General features: G+C 33.7%; 11 protein-coding genes. 1 reads left to right on the top strand and 10 read right to left on the bottom strand.

Going from position 1 to position 16,006, the window contains the following annotated elements; all coding sequences use genetic code 11:
- Positions 1-110: 110 nt before the first annotated feature.
- Positions 111-920: a T9SS type A sorting domain-containing protein gene (locus tag ACKTTZ_RS03955; RefSeq protein WP_407847455.1), complete on the top strand. Its 810-nt coding sequence runs from the start codon at positions 111-113 to the stop codon at positions 918-920.
- Positions 921-979: 59 nt separating this feature from the next.
- Here the strand turns inward: ACKTTZ_RS03955 and ACKTTZ_RS03950 are convergent, their stop codons facing one another.
- From ACKTTZ_RS03950 to aroC, 10 genes are all read right to left on the bottom strand, one after another.
- Entirely contained in the window at positions 980-3,802 is a 2,823-nt protein-coding gene (locus ACKTTZ_RS03950; RefSeq protein ID WP_253317472.1) for an aminopeptidase, read from the bottom strand.
- 53 nt (positions 3,803-3,855) lie between these two features.
- Complete coding sequence (gene pyrF, locus ACKTTZ_RS03945; protein WP_407847452.1) at positions 3,856-5,235, bottom strand: orotidine-5'-phosphate decarboxylase; 1,380 nt, start codon at positions 5,233-5,235, stop codon at positions 3,856-3,858.
- Positions 5,236-5,449: 214 nt separating this feature from the next.
- Positions 5,450-6,352 carry a hypothetical protein gene (locus ACKTTZ_RS03940; RefSeq protein ID WP_407847451.1) on the bottom strand — a complete coding sequence of 301 codons (903 nt, stop codon included), beginning with the start codon at positions 6,350-6,352 and terminating at the stop codon, positions 5,450-5,452.
- Positions 6,353-6,358: 6 nt separating this feature from the next.
- Positions 6,359-9,124 (bottom strand): glycosyl hydrolase 108 family protein, encoded by a 2,766-nt coding sequence (locus tag ACKTTZ_RS03935; RefSeq protein WP_407847449.1) that lies wholly within the window; start codon positions 9,122-9,124, stop codon positions 6,359-6,361.
- Between the two features lie 401 nt (positions 9,125-9,525).
- A complete protein-coding gene (locus tag ACKTTZ_RS03930) occupies positions 9,526-10,551 on the bottom strand; it encodes a hypothetical protein (protein WP_407847447.1) in 1,026 nt (341 codons plus the stop codon).
- Positions 10,532-13,102, bottom strand: a complete 2,571-nt coding sequence (locus ACKTTZ_RS03925) for a peptidoglycan DD-metalloendopeptidase family protein (RefSeq protein ID WP_407847445.1) — start codon at positions 13,100-13,102, stop codon at positions 10,532-10,534. Before ACKTTZ_RS03925 ends, ACKTTZ_RS03930 begins: the two co-directional genes overlap by 20 nt.
- Before the next feature lie 229 nt (positions 13,103-13,331).
- A complete protein-coding gene (locus tag ACKTTZ_RS03920) occupies positions 13,332-13,673 on the bottom strand; it encodes a YkvA family protein (protein WP_034694904.1) in 342 nt (113 codons plus the stop codon).
- An 83-nt stretch (positions 13,674-13,756) separates the two neighbouring features.
- The gene (locus ACKTTZ_RS03915) at positions 13,757-14,296 is read right to left on the bottom strand and encodes a TlpA disulfide reductase family protein (protein ID WP_034694906.1); all 540 of its coding nucleotides are present in this window, start codon (positions 14,294-14,296) and stop codon (positions 13,757-13,759) included.
- Positions 14,297-14,305: 9 nt separating this feature from the next.
- Positions 14,306-14,869 carry a thioredoxin family protein gene (locus ACKTTZ_RS03910; RefSeq protein ID WP_253317469.1) on the bottom strand — a complete coding sequence of 188 codons (564 nt, stop codon included), beginning with the start codon at positions 14,867-14,869 and terminating at the stop codon, positions 14,306-14,308.
- A gap of 17 nt (positions 14,870-14,886) precedes the next feature.
- Complete coding sequence (aroC, locus tag ACKTTZ_RS03905) at positions 14,887-15,957, bottom strand: chorismate synthase (RefSeq protein WP_034694909.1); 1,071 nt, start codon at positions 15,955-15,957, stop codon at positions 14,887-14,889.
- Positions 15,958-16,006 lie beyond the last annotated feature (49 nt).

Raw genomic sequence — 16,006 nt, 5'->3', positions numbered from 1 at the left:
TTTTTTGTGATTGTTTACTGATTTTTAGATTTTTGTATTCCATATATTTCTTAATTTGGTGGTATTGTTTTTGATGTTTTATTTTTATTCCATTTCTTAAAATTATTACGATGAAAAAAATCTTTACTCTTGTTGGACTTGTATTCTTAACTTCTTTTTCCAATGCCCAGATTGTGATCAATGAAATCTATGGTGGTAATGCCAACTCAGGGGCTGTACTGAAGAATAATTATATCGTCCTTAAAAATATCGGAACTAATTTAGTTTCCTTGACGGGAGCAAGTATTCAATATGCACCGGCAATAGGTGCTTTTACAGAATATCATACGCTGCCAGACTTTACTTTAGGACCGGACGAAACCTATTTAATTCAGGAATCAGCAATTGAAGGAGGTGTTGAAAATCTACCAACACCAGATTTTATTGCCACCACAATAACTAATTTTGACGGAACGCCTAATCCATCTTCCGGACTGAAAATCTCCAGTGTATCAGGAAAAGTAGCTTTAGCCGGAAATATAGTTCAGGTGGCAGGACCTTCTGCATCCAATGTACTGGATTTTGTAGGGTACGGATCTAATGCAGATCAGTTTAAAGGAGATGGACCAGCTCCTTCTCCCACTACAACTACAGCTATCAAAAGAACTTTGGTAGGCAGTAATGATAATATGACAGACTTTTCTCTTGAAGGCAGCGTGAAATCTGGCTTTGTGCAGAATCCTTTTATAAAAGACAGTAAAGTAGTGTTCGGAACTGAGGTGAAAGATGTGAAAGTGTATGATACATTCAGGCAGGTTGTTAAAAAATCACCGACTAAACTGGCCTCAACTCTTGATATCGCAGAGCTTCCAAAAGGAACTTATATTGTTACAGGAACGATTAACAATATTCCTATCTCGCAGAAAATTATAAAAGATTAGTTTTAAATAAGAAAGGACAACCGATAACAGGCTGTCCTTATTTTTTATTTTTCAGAATCTTAATACCAGCCTCTTCTTGCTGCATTAATAATTGATCCGAGATTAAGAATTAAAGTGTATCTGATACGCTTTCCATAATCTTTGAATGAAGGTTCAAATCCTAAAGAAGACTGTATCGGGAAATAAACTTCCAGAAAATCTGGAATGATTCTTACTTTAACTCCGGTGTCCCAGATGAATTTGGCAGGAAGATCTTTGTTTTTATAAACTCCGGCATCTGCATATACGTGGAATATTTTCCAGACACTTGAATCTACATTGGCAGAAGTGATCCATTGGTTCACTGTTCCCGGAAGAAAAGATTTAAAACCACCATCAGCTAATATAAATTGCTGAGAAAGAAGGCCGCTGCTGGCACTTTCTCCCAAAAGGGTATAGGAGAATGAATAATTGGAAACCCTTGAAATTCCATAATCGAAAAGGTTATTTCGGGTATTGTTTCTTAAGAAGTATCCGGCAAATAAACGTAAGCTCAGCTTTTGTTTAGGTGCAAATTCCCATCTGTAGAAACCTTCAGCTGTTATTTTATTGAAATCTTCCATTCCCTGGGTGCTTAAGCTGAAGCTTTTTTCATGAATCATCTGGCTATCGCTATAACCATATCCGATACTCCAGAGGTTATATTTTTGGTAGTCATTATTGGCGATCATTTTAGGACTCAGATCCCTTTCAAAATAATTATAGGAAATTCCAAGGCCTCTGCTTACTGTACTTCTTGGGTTCTTTCTGAAGTTAATGGACGATGATATTGAGGTTTTTCTGTAGGCAAGATCATAATCATAATGGAAATAAGAGCCTGAAAGTCCAAATGTCAGACTTCGGATAATACTTTCAGCAGGCAGAATAGAGTAGGAGACAGCTCCTGAACCAGTCAGTTTGCCTGTTCCTGTACTATAAGTTGGAGTTACTGAATACAGGAATTTCTGATCAAAGAAAGACTGATTTTTAAAATTGGCTCCCAAGAGAAATTTATCATACGTATTGTTGAAACGTACCCTTGGGCTGATGTAAATTTCATTGTATTCCGGATTGGGAATATCTTTTATTAGTTTAAGTTTAATTTTTTTTGCATTGGAAAACAGTCCTTTCGCATATAAGAAATTATCTCTGTAATTGGATTCAGGGAAAGTATAGCCACTATTTAAGGTGACTTTGTAAATATTTTCTGATGCAGGGAGAGATAGACTGGTAGTACGTTCATTTTCTTCGGTATCTATCCAGTAAGCCTTTTTTTCTCCTTCTTTGGTTTCTGTTTCCAGTTTTACCGGAATGGAAATATCGGTATTCCTAACAATTTTTATTTGTAGTGAATCATTTTCCTTTCTGATATTTTTTAATTTAAAATCAACCCTGTTTTTCTGTTTAAAAAAGTCAGAAAGATAGGCTGTTGATTTATTGTTTTCAGAAAGAGAAGCCAGAAACTCATCAGGGTTAATTTTTTTTCCGGAATTCTGAGAAATATAATTTTTTAGAATCCCATTGAATTGGTCATATCCCATTTTGTCTGCCGAGTAGTTGAAAAGACTTCCCGTTTCAAAACTGCTGATAGCCATATCATTGAAATTACTCAAAACAGGGAAATGTTCATCGATCTTCTGATCAAGGTTTTGCAGCATGATATACTGGTATGAAAGTCCATAGCGATCCAGAAGTTTTACTTTGGATGCATGGAATAACTTTAAAGGTTTAAGCCCAAAGATTCTGGTCTCGGGAAGTGTACCTAAAAGTTTCGTATCACCATAGAATTTTTTGAGATACTGAATTTCAAGATAAGATTTTAAACCATTTTTAAACCAGTGATCTTTTTCTTTATCCGCAATCACGCCTTCATCAAGAATTTTCTTGGCAATGATTCCAAAATAATCCAGATCAGTCTTTTCTGTATCGGTAAACAGACGGAATTTAAACTTCCAGAAAGTAATATCATTATTTCCGAAAAAGTCTTCTTTAGCTCTGAATTTATCTGAAATAAAAATGCTTTTCGGAAGAAATCCGATGCGTTCCTTAATGAATTTTAATTGTAAAGGAAGATAAAACTCAAGGTTTTGTTTTTCTTCCGGTTTAAGATTATATCCAAATTTGATTTCGATTTCATCTCCATCAACATTGGTTTTGATGGATTGAAACTCTGTTGGAGAAATCAAAAACTCAGGGTCTGAATCAAGATATCCCTTAAATGAATTCATCTGAACCTGCGGAAGATTACCTTCAACAAAACTATTGACAGGGATGTCAAAATTGATGGTCCAGAAAGTATTAAAACTTACCTGTTCCTCAATATCGTGGTAGTTTCTTTTGGAAATATTGTCCGGATCAAAATGATCCGGAACAATAAAGAAATATTTTAATACAGTATTCTGAGCGGATGTTCCGTATCCCGTAAAATTTTTATCGGGAAGCTGCATCCTGTATTGCAACTGTAAAGTGACGCTTTCGCCAGGTTTTAATACATTTTTCAGAGGAATAAAAAGATTTTCATCTGAGAGTGTATTGATGGGAAGAGCTTCATTGTCAGAATTTTTAATATTCAGTTCAAGAAGTTTTCCCAATTGATCATTTTTTGCAAAATGCAAATCATTATTTCGGTCTTCCAGTTTTCTGTAGACTAAAGAAGTTCCCCGTTTATTGTACGCGGAAACCCAATTCAGGAGTTTTACGGTTTGAAGGTCTTTTCCGGAGTGATTGTAATAAACAATTTCCTGGCGGACATCAAGGTTCTTTTTGTCAGGAGACAGTTTTGTTTCAATGTATATACTGTCTGTCTGTGCAGAAACCTGTACAACTCCACATAACAAAATAAGGCAAAGGCTGATCTTTTTCAAATATTCGTGATAAAGCCCAAATATAACTTATTTTGTATATACTTTATAGGATTTTAACCCTGAATTGCTTTTTTTTCCAAAGAATTAATATAAGCATTCCATCCCTCTGTTTTATAAGTGATTGCTGATGCTTCAGGATCATTGGATTTGTAGATTCCTCTTCCTACGATAATAAAGTCTGTATGAAGTGTTTTAAAAACATGTTCCGGTGTGTTGTACTGCTGTCCTTTACCATCTCCTGAATCTGCAAGGTTTACTCCCGGAGTGAATAATAACAGATCCTCAGGAATTTTATTCTGAGATACACCACCAATAACGTTAGGGTGAGATAAAGCTATTTTTAAAGCTTCTTCACGATAGCTTGCTGTGGTTAAAGCACCTTTTGAAGACATTCCGACGATGGCTACCACTCCTACATTTTTGAAACAGTCTAATGATTCAAAACCTCCGATCACCTGAGACGTTACAAAATCAGCCCAATCTGTAATTTTGAAAACTCCGCTTGTAAACTGAAGTTCCTGTGTATTTCCGATATCAGCAAATTTTCTGTCTTCCATCAGTAAGAACTGGTGTTTTGCAGCGATTGCTTTCAGAGGAGTAATTGTTTTTTCATATTCGAAATCAGAGATAATATCGATATGAGTTTTTAAAGCAATAATATGTGGGCCTACTTTTTCAGCAAGTTCCAATAGCTCCTGAGTGGTTGTAACATCAGCAGAAGCAATAAGGTTTGATTTTTTTGCTAAAGCAGTTTCCAGTAATTTTTTTGAAACGGAATGTTGTGTTGACTGAAGTTTCTGCTCATAAGAAGATCTTGTTTCTTCTTCAAACTGAATGTGATTCCCTTGAAGGAAATCCTGAATTCTTTTTACCTCTTCATCAGACAATTCTCCCGTTTCCTGAAGAATATTACATACTTCCGAAATATTGAAAAGAGTATGTACTCTGTAGCCTTTACCTTCCAATAATTGTTTTCCTCCCTGTTCTCTGTCAAGTACCACCACAATGTCAGAAACTTTAAGATCTTCCTGTTCTATTTCAGGAATAGTTTCCAGCAAAGATTTTCCAGAAGTGATCACATCCTCTACCAAAAGACAGTTTTGTCCTTTCTGGTAAATTCCTTCAATCAGCTTCTTTGTACCGTAGCTTTTCGCTTCTTTTCTTTTAATAATTAATGGAATATAGCTTTCCAGAGACATTGCAGTCGCCATTGGAAGAGCAGCATAAGGAACTCCACAGATTAAATCAAAATTATCTAATGGAAGCATTTCCAGTAAATAATTAGCAAGATTTTTTAAAATTTTAGGATCTGAAGCCAAAGGTCTCAAGTCTACATAAAAAGGACTTTCAATACCACTTTTCAGGGTAAACCTTCCGAATTTAATGATTCCTAGTTTGTAGCACTCTAAGAAGAATTCTTTTTTACTTTCCATTATTTTTTATTAGATATTGCAAATTTAAGGAATTGAAATAAGGCTTAAAAATTTATCGCTCATTTGTCAATAAAAAACCACCCCGGATGGACCAGGATGGTGTGAAATTGTACATTTTTATTGGAGGGAATGTTTTTTCTGCTTAGCTAAATATGAAAAGAATGTGAAGAAGAGTAAAACTAAAAGTTTTTCATCATTTGCTCTCAGAATTATTCTAATTATTTTTTTTATTGAAAATTCCTTTATCATTTAAATAATACAATTCTGTTAATTTTTTAGTGCTATTTTTTTCGGAATAAATAGAAATGTCATAGTTTTCATTGATAGAAAAGACTTTAACTTCTTCGCTATCTCCATTGCTATTACTTATTTCCAAGTCATCTATTAATTTGCCATTTTTTGTTGTTATTAGATACATTAATTCACTATCTCCACTAATATTGCTTATGATATATAAGTCATAGTTACCGTTCGATGGAAGTTTGGCCATAGCATCTATACTTAACTGATATTTTTGTTTAAATAATATCTCAATATTTTTTTCAGATTTTGCCTCTAATTGGATTTTAGTCCCAATATCTTTATAATCAAATGGTAGAAGTCGTTTTGGTGCTGAGTTTTTCTGAGTGTTTTCTATCTTGCTTTCTCTTTGCAATATACATTCATCAGGACTATAAAATTGTCCTTGTGGAGACTTAATAATTTTCCATTTTAAAGTACCATCTTTATTAATTATAATTTCTGCTTTTCCCTTATCATTTTGACTACTGAAAAAACTATAAAAATCAACAATAATTTTTCCTCTATTTACAGTTCCTTTAACATTATATTCTATGTCATTTTCACAATCTATTTTTCCACCGCTATTTGCAATTGCACAATATTGAGCTTTTATATTATTATCGGTCTGAATGATATTTAATGTAAACATTTCTTCAGGAACAGTTGAATTTTGATCCTTTTTAACATATTTCCATTTACCTGATATATCAATAAAATTTTTATCAGATACTTTTATTATTGAATCTTTTAAATTTATTTTATCACTATTAATGGCTTTCGTATTATGTTCTTTACAACTAAAAAGAAATATTAATATTATAATCAAAAATCTCATACTATTTTATGGTTTAAATTTTAAACAATCATCAACTCTATTATTCCAACCTTCCAAGAAAACATCTTGGTCATTTTTCTTTCCATCTGTATATGTCAGGTTAGTATAATATTGTTTTCTTATTTCAGCTAATCTGTTAAGTAATTTATCTTGGTTTTCAACATTATTTATAGCTTTTATAGTTTGGGAACCAATACCGCCATCAATCTCTATATCTTTTCCAAACTCATTAACTAGAAGTTTTTGTACTTGTTCAGCAGCTCCTCCAGAAGTTATTGTCCAATCGTAAATCATTAGACTGACTCTTTCATCATTAATTTCACAGAATTTTTTGGGTTCCCAGTATCTTTTTCTGTAAATTATAGTTGCTTGTTGATTAGTTATTTTTTTTAGTTTTTCTAATGTTGGGTTATCAATATCAAGATCTTCTTTTGCATACTGTTTCCATGTAGTTAAAGTTATTCCTTTATTTGTTGGTCCGCCTTTGTCTGCTGTATGATTAACATAGCCCCCTTCGTGTCTTAGAATTATTGGAGCAACTTTGCTAAACCTATCTTCACAATTAGTGTCATTTAATGATTTAGCAGGTTGATTTTGTTGGGTTTGATATGAGTCAAAACAATTGCATGTATTTGTATAACCTGATTCGATTGCTAATTGAATAATACTTTTACCATTTAGATTTGTAGAATTTTCACAAAAATATTTATTTTCTAAATAAATTGAATCGAATTCTCTAACATCCATATGTATCCAACTAAAAGTATGATCGTACCTAGGATTACCTTTGCCATCATATAATAAATCAATAGGTTCTATAGAAAACACATTTGGATTAGGCCATTCTTTTTGAGCTCCTAAATATTTAATAAAAATAGTATCTCTCATATTTCTTAACTCTACTAGATTTTTTTTTTGTGGACCTCTTATCTCCCAATTTCCTTTACTAAATTGTATATCAATTGCTTTTCCTTGATGATTTGTAGTTACATAATCTTTAAATCTACATCGATATCCTGAAGAAAAAGAATCTATTTTATAAGTGTTTTGTTTACTAAAATAAAATTGTAACGCTTTAAAAGCAAATAATAGGCTCCTATGTATACCAGGGTATTCATACATATTATATGCTTCATCTTTAATATTTCCTTTATATGTATTCTTACCTGTACCATCTCCAAAGCCTGAACAACTATTTACTTCCTTAATATGGCGAAGTTTACTGGTTGACATTTTTCCTTTTGTACTGCACGAGCATTTTAATTGATTCCATAATATTGTACTAATCTCAAAATTTTTAGAGAATTCATCAATAGCTCTCAAAACATTACCACAAACTTTTCCAGTTTCTGTTACCTTCATATAATCTCTCTGAAACTGCTTAAGCATTTTTTCAGTTCTGTCTGTAAATTTATCGGTAGGTACATTTCCTCCAAAACCAGCTAAGCGAATATTAATTTCTCGAATCAGCTCGCTAGGAGGGGAGTTTTTATCAATACAATATTTGTCACCGCATCCTTTGTGTGCTTTCGGCTGCTTCTGAACTGCAGCCGCACTCTTCACCTTCTCCACTTCTATCAACCCATCCGAATTTACCCCAAATTTCTCAGATTCCGCAGAAAGATCCCTGGAGATAATTTCTATAAAATAGTTTTGTTTATATGAATCCAGATCACCGATACTCGAGTCTATTCCTTTTTCAAAAATATCTTTAGTAATGATAAATCCTGAAGTGTCATACACATCGGCAGGAATTTTAATCATTCTACTTCGGTAAACTTCATCGTGGAATACCGAGTCAGATTCCCAGATGACATATTGAATATGTTTTCCCACCATATTTTTGGAGTGAATTCTTACCCTTACTTTATCACCAACGGCTACTTTGGACAGCTCTTTTCCTGTATCATCAATGAAAACAGCTTCTATAATATTACCTTTAGGATCAAGTTGTTTGGGTCCCGCACCTTGTCCAGTAGGGAATTTTGGAGTGTTTTTCTCAGGCTGCCGCTTAGGTTTGGGGCTGTTTTGGGGCTTCCCTTTATAATCCGGATTGGTTACCTCTACATTTACCTGGCTTGCTTCCTGAATTTTTTCGGAATAGGTGGCTGTAATGTAATACTCATGTTTTACACCTTCATCTCTGTCGCCCTTCATCATAAACCGGTTGGCGGTCTGACGAAGAATTTTTTCATCTGGCATCAGCGGTATTTGTACCTCTGCAATACCATTTGCATTCACTCTTGCTTTGTAGCTGCGTGTATGTTGATTATTTTTATTGATGTCTGGGTCATGGCCTTTTCCAGGCGCATCATCTTCCCAAAGATGGAATTCTATCTCTTTATTAAACATGGCGATGCAGTGAGCCTGAACAATCAGAGTATCTCGGTAACTGGCCTTATTGATATCTTTTGAACCTCTGTTGAAGAGTATTACTTTATCTATTTTCGGGACTTTGTTACTGGCAGGGATAATGGTAAGAGTACCTGCCAGCTCTCTGGTATCAGCAAGCCCGGGTAAAATTCCTTTTTTAGTTTCATAGACTTTCATTTGAAATTCTATTCCCAGCGCTATTTCTCCAAATTTGTAAGTTACTTTTTCACCGGTTTTTGGCTTATCGGTGATGTCTTTCCAGAGTCCGTTTTTCTGTTGCTTGTAAATATACCATTCATATTCACCCCTCAGTCCAAATGAAAGACCGGAAGGTTGTATTTCGTAGGAATATGTTTTTCCCACCTGAGGATTTTGATCCCCGGCAATATTTCCTGTCATGGCTAACAGAATTTATAAATAACTTCCGGATGGAAACTATTTAGACAGATATTACTTTTCTGATCAGATTGCAGGGGAGAATGAAGGAGTACACCCTCATATAGGATTACATTTTTTTTCATTGTGTTTTTGTGTTGTTTCAAAAACAAAAATAAAAAAAATCATGATATAGTGATATAAAAAACCATCCCGGATGAACCAGGATGGTGTGAAATTGTACATTTTTATTGGAGGGAATGTTTTTCTTTCTAATCTCTATTATTTAATTTTACTTTTTCTTTTGTGCTTTTATTTATTTTTTAATTCTTTCTGTTCTGAAGAAATATCCCAATTTCCATTAGAATTAAGTTTATATTTATTTACATTAATGTGGCAACATCCTATAATACTTTGTGTTGTAATTACTCAGAACATCTGATAAGACTTGCAGGGTTATTATTTAAGTTATTAAAAGGGTTTTTAGTTTGTATGTTTTTCTTTGCAGTCTTATCATAAAAACCAGACCATGTTAAAATTATCTTAGAATCATCAATTATTTCAAAATTGCCAACTGCTTTTTTACTATCTAAATTATTCCAATTCTGCATTTCATCTGGAAGTGGGATGATTGAAGGAAAGTCGGTAAAGTAAAATTCATATTTATTATTACTCACTTTTTTTAATTGAGCATTCATTGAAAATCTGCCAGGTATTGTAAACTGTATATTGTTAATGTTTGTTTTAATACTAATGAATTTATCAGCTTTACAGTCTGTTGCCCAAATAGAAGATTGGGTAATCGTTATAGAATCTGATTCTTTTACTACTGTTGATGGTTGATTTTCAATTTGATGAATAAGATTTGGGAAGTTTTTTATGAAAAAATTATTATCTGCAAAAGGTGGTAAAATTGATACTTTTAGTTTTTTTAAAAAATCCCATTTCTTTGTCTTTAAATTATAAAGGTATAAGTCAGCAATACTTTCTTTTTTTATATTAATACTTTCTTCTGTGCAACCAGAAGATGTATCTAAGTACTTTTTTGTTATTTGAAAACAAAAAATATTATATAAGTCATAATTGCTATTCAAAAGCGTAGAAACAATTTTATTTTCAGTTTCCCAATCATCATATTCATATTTATTTTCCTTGAAATATTGATCTTTCCAAAAAGAAATAAGCGTTTTATCTTTTGGAATGAAATGAACAGAGAAATAACCTTCTTTTTCACAATCTAAATAATTGTAATGAGGATGGTCAGCTGGTGTTGATTCATCAACAGACATCGAATATCTTTTGAAATATTTCTTATTAAGAAAATCAATCTGAGTGATTTCTTTATTAATAACTTTTGTCGTTATATTTTTTTCTTTTGCATCATTTCTACATGATACTAATAGAAATAAAAAACTTATTATTGTTACTATACTATTTAATCGGGTTACCATTTTTATCAAATTTTGTTTTCATATAATCTTCTGCTTTTACTCTGTATGAACCTAGGTCACGGAAATTATTGAAACCATCACCTTTTGTTGCTGCCTCAATGTGGCAATGCCAGTATTTTTTGTTAATTCCCGAGCCTTTTACTCCATTTGGAAATTCACTGCTTGAAGCATTTCCTGTCGATCCTGATTGGGCTACTTTTTGGCCATGTTTTACTTTTTCCCCTTTTTTAACATATATTTTATTAAGATGACAATATAAGATAAATACAGTTTTCCCATCTTTGTCTTTAGATTTTATCATTAAAATATTACCTAAACTTTTATACCTATATTCGTTCGTTTTAAAAGTATTTACTACAGCTGTAACTTCGCCACACATTAGGGAATGTACATCTTTATATGTTGGACCTGAAAGAATATCTATTCCTTTATGCCCTCTTGCAGAATTGTATCCAAATCTGTTATTATTTTTTCCTCCATTATCTGAACTTATTTCTGGATTTTCCCATACATCAGCATAATCAAAACATTGTGAACAATCTTCTGGACATTCATTTTTGGATTGAGGTTCTTTATTATCATTCGATTCACAACATCCATATCCAAATTCTTTTAAAAACCCTTTTTTTAAATGTAGTTCTTTACTTGGTTCAATTAATTCTTCTTTAAGGTTTTTCTCGTAAATGGTCTTTACCATATCAAAAGTATATGACGGACTTTGTTGTCCATAAGGCGAGTCTGGCAAACTTGCCCAGCATAAGCTAGAAATAAGAGCAGCTTTTTTGATATCATAATCAATAATCATTTGGATGATATCTCCTTGTTTTCCTTTAAATCTTTTTCTCCATTCTTTTAATTTTTCTTCTTTTACTGTATCACGAATCTTCTTTTTTTTATCTTTCCACACGACCGGATTATAGAAACTATCTGAGCGGTCTTGGATATAATTGTGCTTCATAATTACTAAGCAGAATTTATCTTGAGATTCTTGATTAAAGCTAGTGATATTATATTTTTTTGAATAGTCCAACTTTTCAGAATAATTCCAATTTTTATTTTTGTCCTGATAATGTCCTGTTAAATTTTTCCATGTATCTGTCATTATTTGATATGCACCTGCAGCTGAAGATGAATATTTGCCAGATGTAATTACTTCTTCAGGATGCTTGCTTAAATCTGAGAACTGTTTTCCACTATATTGAGTAATGTAACCTCTTTCTGTATCTGTACCTTCTTTTACTCGTAACATTCTGATAAATGCTCTTACTCTTGCTTCACATTCACACACTTTTTCATCTTTTGATTTATTAGAAGGTTGTGTCTTTTCCACCGCTACCGCACTCTTCACCTTCTCCACTTCTACCAAACCTTCCGAATTTACCCCAAATTTCTGAGATTCCGCAGAAAGATACTTGGAGATAATTTCTATAAAATAGTTTTGTTTATATGAATCCAGATCGCTGATTGGAGAGTCTATTCCTTTTTCAAAAATATCTTTAGTAATGATAAATCCTGAAGTGTCATATACATCGGCAGGAATTTTAATCATTCTACTTCGGTAAACTTCATCGTGGAATACCGAGTCAGATTCCCAGATGACATATTGAATGTGCTTTCCCATCATATTCTTGGAGTGAATTCTTACCCTTACTTTATCACCAACGGCTACTTTGGACAGCTCTTTTCCTGTATTATCAATGAAAACAGCTTCTATAATATTACCATTAGGATCAAGCTGTTTCGGAACACCTCCTTGTCTGACCGGAAATTTTGGCGTATGTTTCTCAGGCTGTGGCTTAGGTTTGGGTTGATTTTGGCCTTTATAATCTGGATTGGTTACATCTACGTTCACTTGGCTGGACCCCTGAATCTCCCCTGAATACGTTGCGGTAATATAATACTCTTGATTAACTCCTTCATCTTTGTCATCTTTCATCATAAACTGATTGGAAATCTGACGAAGAATTTTTTCATCCGACATCAGCGGTATTTGTACTTCTGCAATACCATTTGCATTCACTCTCGCTTTGTAGCTGCATGTATGTCGGTTATTTTTGTTAATAACAGGATTATGTCCCTTTCCCGGAGCATCATCTTCCCAAAGATGGAATTCTATCTCTTTATTAAACATGGCGATGCAGTGAGCCTGCGCAATCAGAATATCGCGGTAACTGGCTTTATTGATATCTTTTGCTCCTCTGTTAAAAAGTACTACTTTATCTATTTTTGGAACCTTGTTTCTGGTAGGGATAATGGGAAGAGTACCTGCCAGCTCTTTGGAATTAGGAAGCCCGGGTAAAATTCCTTTTTTAGTTTCATAGACTTCCATTTGAAATTCTATTCCCAGTGCTATTTCTCCAAATTTGTAAGTTACTTTTTGACCGGTTTTTGGCTTAACGGTAATATCTTTCCATAGTCCGGTTTTTTGTTTCTTGTAAATATACCATTCATATTCACCTTTGAGTCCAAATGAAAGGATAGAAGGTTTTACTTCGTAGGAATATGTTTTTCCTACCTGAGGATTTTGATCTCCAGTAATATTTCCTGCCATGGCTAATATAATTTATAAATAACTTCCGGCTGGAAACTATTTTGACAGATATTACTTTTCAGAGCAGATTGCAGGAGAGGATAAAGGATTATACCTCCATATAGGATTACATTTTTTTTCATTGTGTTTTTGTGTTGGTTCAAAAACAAAAATAAAAAAAGAAATGATGTAGTGATATAAAAAAACCACCCCGGATGGAACAGGATGGTGTGAAAAATATAATAAACTGTTATTTTACGATTTCAGCATCAATGACTTGAGCGCCGCTATATTTTTGCTGGGCTTCCCACAATAAAAATTTGTCAACCTCTTTGATGAGTTTAGGAATGGTAAGCGACAATACTGCCAGGTCATCCATAACTCCCAGAACCGGTATCACAAATTCAGGAAGGAGGTCAATAGGAGAGAGTACATATAAAATTCCCAGTAAAGGAAGAATAATGTCTATGGATTTCATTGGATAAATTCCTTTTCTCCACATTTTGACCATTCTGAAAATATCAGGGATCTTTTTGATAAAGCCCTTATGATTGATGGCTTCTTTTGCAAGATTTAATTTTGAATATTTCATTTTGTGTTTGGATTTAATAAATTTTTCAATGCTATAAATTTCGCAAATCCTGTACCAACAAATTATAAAATTTAGTTAAAATATTACTTGATAATATTGTCAATGAACTGATGCACAGTCTCTGTGTTCCAGTCTTTTGTAGCATCCTCTTTAATAAGGATTCTTCCGTGCTTATCCAGTAGGAAAGTGGTAGGAAATACCTTTGGAAGAATTTTCTCAGAAATTGGACTTTGAGCAATATATACAGGAACGGTATAGTTATTTTCTTTCAAAAACTTTCTTACATCCTCTTCCTTATCATTCATGGCAATCAAAACAAAATCTACATGATCTTTTCTGGTATCATACAGTTTCTGAATAGAAGGCCATTCTTTTCTACAAGGCGGGCACCATGTTCCCCAGAAGTTAAGGAAAATACCTTTGTCCTTAAAGTTTTTAAGATTAGTGCTTGGTGCATTAATTCCTTTAAGCTCTATATCATAATCCTCTTCACTGATATGAACTGCATTTTCTATAGTGGCTACCGGAAAGAATGTATCCTTTAGAAAGTTTCTTACTCCTGGTATAAAAGCAACACCAGCAATAATGACAATAATTACAAGATAAATGACACTTTTTTTCATATCTCTTTTTTATAGAAGATCCAAAATTTCCTGAACAGCATCTTTTCCTCTGTTTTTGGCATAATATATCTGCAGATCATTATAGAAAGTATCTTTTGGATAGGCTTCAGGATCGGCTTTATATTTCATCAGGAGTTCGTATCCATATTTGGGACGTGGGCCCCATGAATTTTTTACATTCAGATCTTTATCAAGGATAATTACTTTAGGAATAGATTCCGTACCATTGGTCAAAAACTGATTGATTAAGCTTTTATCACTGTCTCTAAGGAAAACTCTTACTTCATTATGCCCTTCAAAAAATCTGAAAAGAGCAGGTACTGTTGCGCTTGCATCTCCGCACCATGCTTCAGAAATAATTAAAATCTTTCCGTCAAAATTTTTGGCAGCAAGTTCTTTCAGCTGATCTTCATCCGGAACGTATTTTTTTACCGTTCTGTCCATTCTGTGAAGTCCCAGCTCATAATATTGTTTATAGTCAGCTTCCTGTTGGTTGGCAGGATTCTCTAATCTTTCTTTTGCAATCTGAAGATATTCTTCAAACGAAATTCCTTGATCCCAGTAATTTTTCATTACCAAAAATATTTATGTTAAAAATTATTGATGTTTCTTGTTTTATTGATCAAAAACAGGTCTGCCAGTACAAATGCAGCAAGGCCTTCCACTACCGGAACAGCTCTTGGAACTACACAAGGATCGTGACGCCCTTTTCCTTCTACGATGACAGGATTTCCGTCTTTATCAATACTATCCTGTGGTCTCAGAATAGTAGCTACAGGTTTGAATGCTACACGGAAATAAATATCCATTCCGTTAGAAATTCCACCCTGAATACCTCCGGAAAGGTTAGATTTTGTCGTAAAATCTGTATTGAAGGCATCATTGTGCTCTTTTCCTGTCATTTTAGCTCCGCAGAAACCGCTTCCATATTCAAAACCTTTGCAGGCATTGATATTCAGCATAGCTTTTGCCAGCTCAGCCTGAAGTTTTGAGAAGATGGGTTCACCAATTCCCACAGGAACATTTTTAATCACACAGGTGATGGTTCCTCCGATGGTATTCCCTTCTTTTTTGATCTCTTTGATTCTTGCAATCATCTTTTCTGCCGTTTCAGCATCCGGACAACGCACATCATTGCTTTCTGTTTGAGAAAAGTCTAATGCCTGATAAGGTTTTTCACAGAAAATATCACCTACGGAAGATACGTAAGCGTTGATCTCAATATTGGGTAAAAGCTGCTTGGCAAGTGCTCCGGCAACTACCCAGTTCATAGTTTCTCTTGCAGAAGATTTTCCGCCACCACGGTGGTCTCTGAAACCAAATTTCTGGTCATAGGTGAAATCCGCATGACTTGGACGATAGGCTCCAGCTATATGGTCATAATCTTTCGATTTCTGATTTTCGTTTTCAATGATAAAACCAATGGGTGTACCTGTTGTTTTGCCATCAAAGATTCCGGAAAGAAACTTTACAGTGTCGCTTTCTTTTCTTTGTGTAACGATTGCTGACTGGCCGGGTTTTCTTCGGTTCAGTTCGTACTGAACTTTATCGAGATCTACCGCTAAACCTGCCGGAAAATTATTGATGATACCGCCATAAGCCACTCCGTGACTTTCTCCAAATGTTGTAAGACTAAGAAGATTACCTAATGTGTTGAACATGATACAAAATTACCTTTTTTTCTTCAGATAATAAAGTTTCTGGATTTGT

Origin of the sequence: Chryseobacterium sp. KCF3-3 (assembly GCF_045865955.1) — a bacterium.
Classification (GTDB): domain Bacteria; phylum Bacteroidota; class Bacteroidia; order Flavobacteriales; family Weeksellaceae; genus Chryseobacterium.
This window is presented reverse-complemented; position numbering and strand designations above follow the sequence as displayed.

What these genes read in the sequence shown, in the direction of transcription:
- ACKTTZ_RS03955 (WP_407847455.1), top strand. Translation starts at nt 111, where the DNA reads ATGAAAAAAATCTTTACTCTTGTTGGACTTGTATTCTTAACTTCTTTT.
- pyrF (WP_407847452.1), bottom strand. Translation starts at nt 5,235, where the DNA reads ATGGAAAGTAAAAAAGAATTCTTCTTAGAGTGCTACAAACTAGGAATC.
- ACKTTZ_RS03940 (WP_407847451.1), bottom strand. Translation starts at nt 6,352, where the DNA reads ATGAGATTTTTGATTATAATATTAATATTTCTTTTTAGTTGTAAAGAA.
- ACKTTZ_RS03935 (WP_407847449.1), bottom strand. Translation starts at nt 9,124, where the DNA reads ATGACAGGAAATATTGCCGGGGATCAAAATCCTCAGGTGGGAAAAACA.
- ACKTTZ_RS03930 (WP_407847447.1), bottom strand. Translation starts at nt 10,551, where the DNA reads ATGGTAACCCGATTAAATAGTATAGTAACAATAATAAGTTTTTTATTT.
- ACKTTZ_RS03925 (WP_407847445.1), bottom strand. Translation starts at nt 13,102, where the DNA reads ATGGCAGGAAATATTACTGGAGATCAAAATCCTCAGGTAGGAAAAACA.
- ACKTTZ_RS03920 (WP_034694904.1), bottom strand. Translation starts at nt 13,673, where the DNA reads ATGAAATATTCAAAATTAAATCTTGCAAAAGAAGCCATCAATCATAAG.
- ACKTTZ_RS03915 (WP_034694906.1), bottom strand. Translation starts at nt 14,296, where the DNA reads ATGAAAAAAAGTGTCATTTATCTTGTAATTATTGTCATTATTGCTGGT.
- ACKTTZ_RS03910 (WP_253317469.1), bottom strand. Translation starts at nt 14,869, where the DNA reads ATGAAAAATTACTGGGATCAAGGAATTTCGTTTGAAGAATATCTTCAG.
- aroC (WP_034694909.1), bottom strand. Translation starts at nt 15,957, where the DNA reads ATGTTCAACACATTAGGTAATCTTCTTAGTCTTACAACATTTGGAGAA.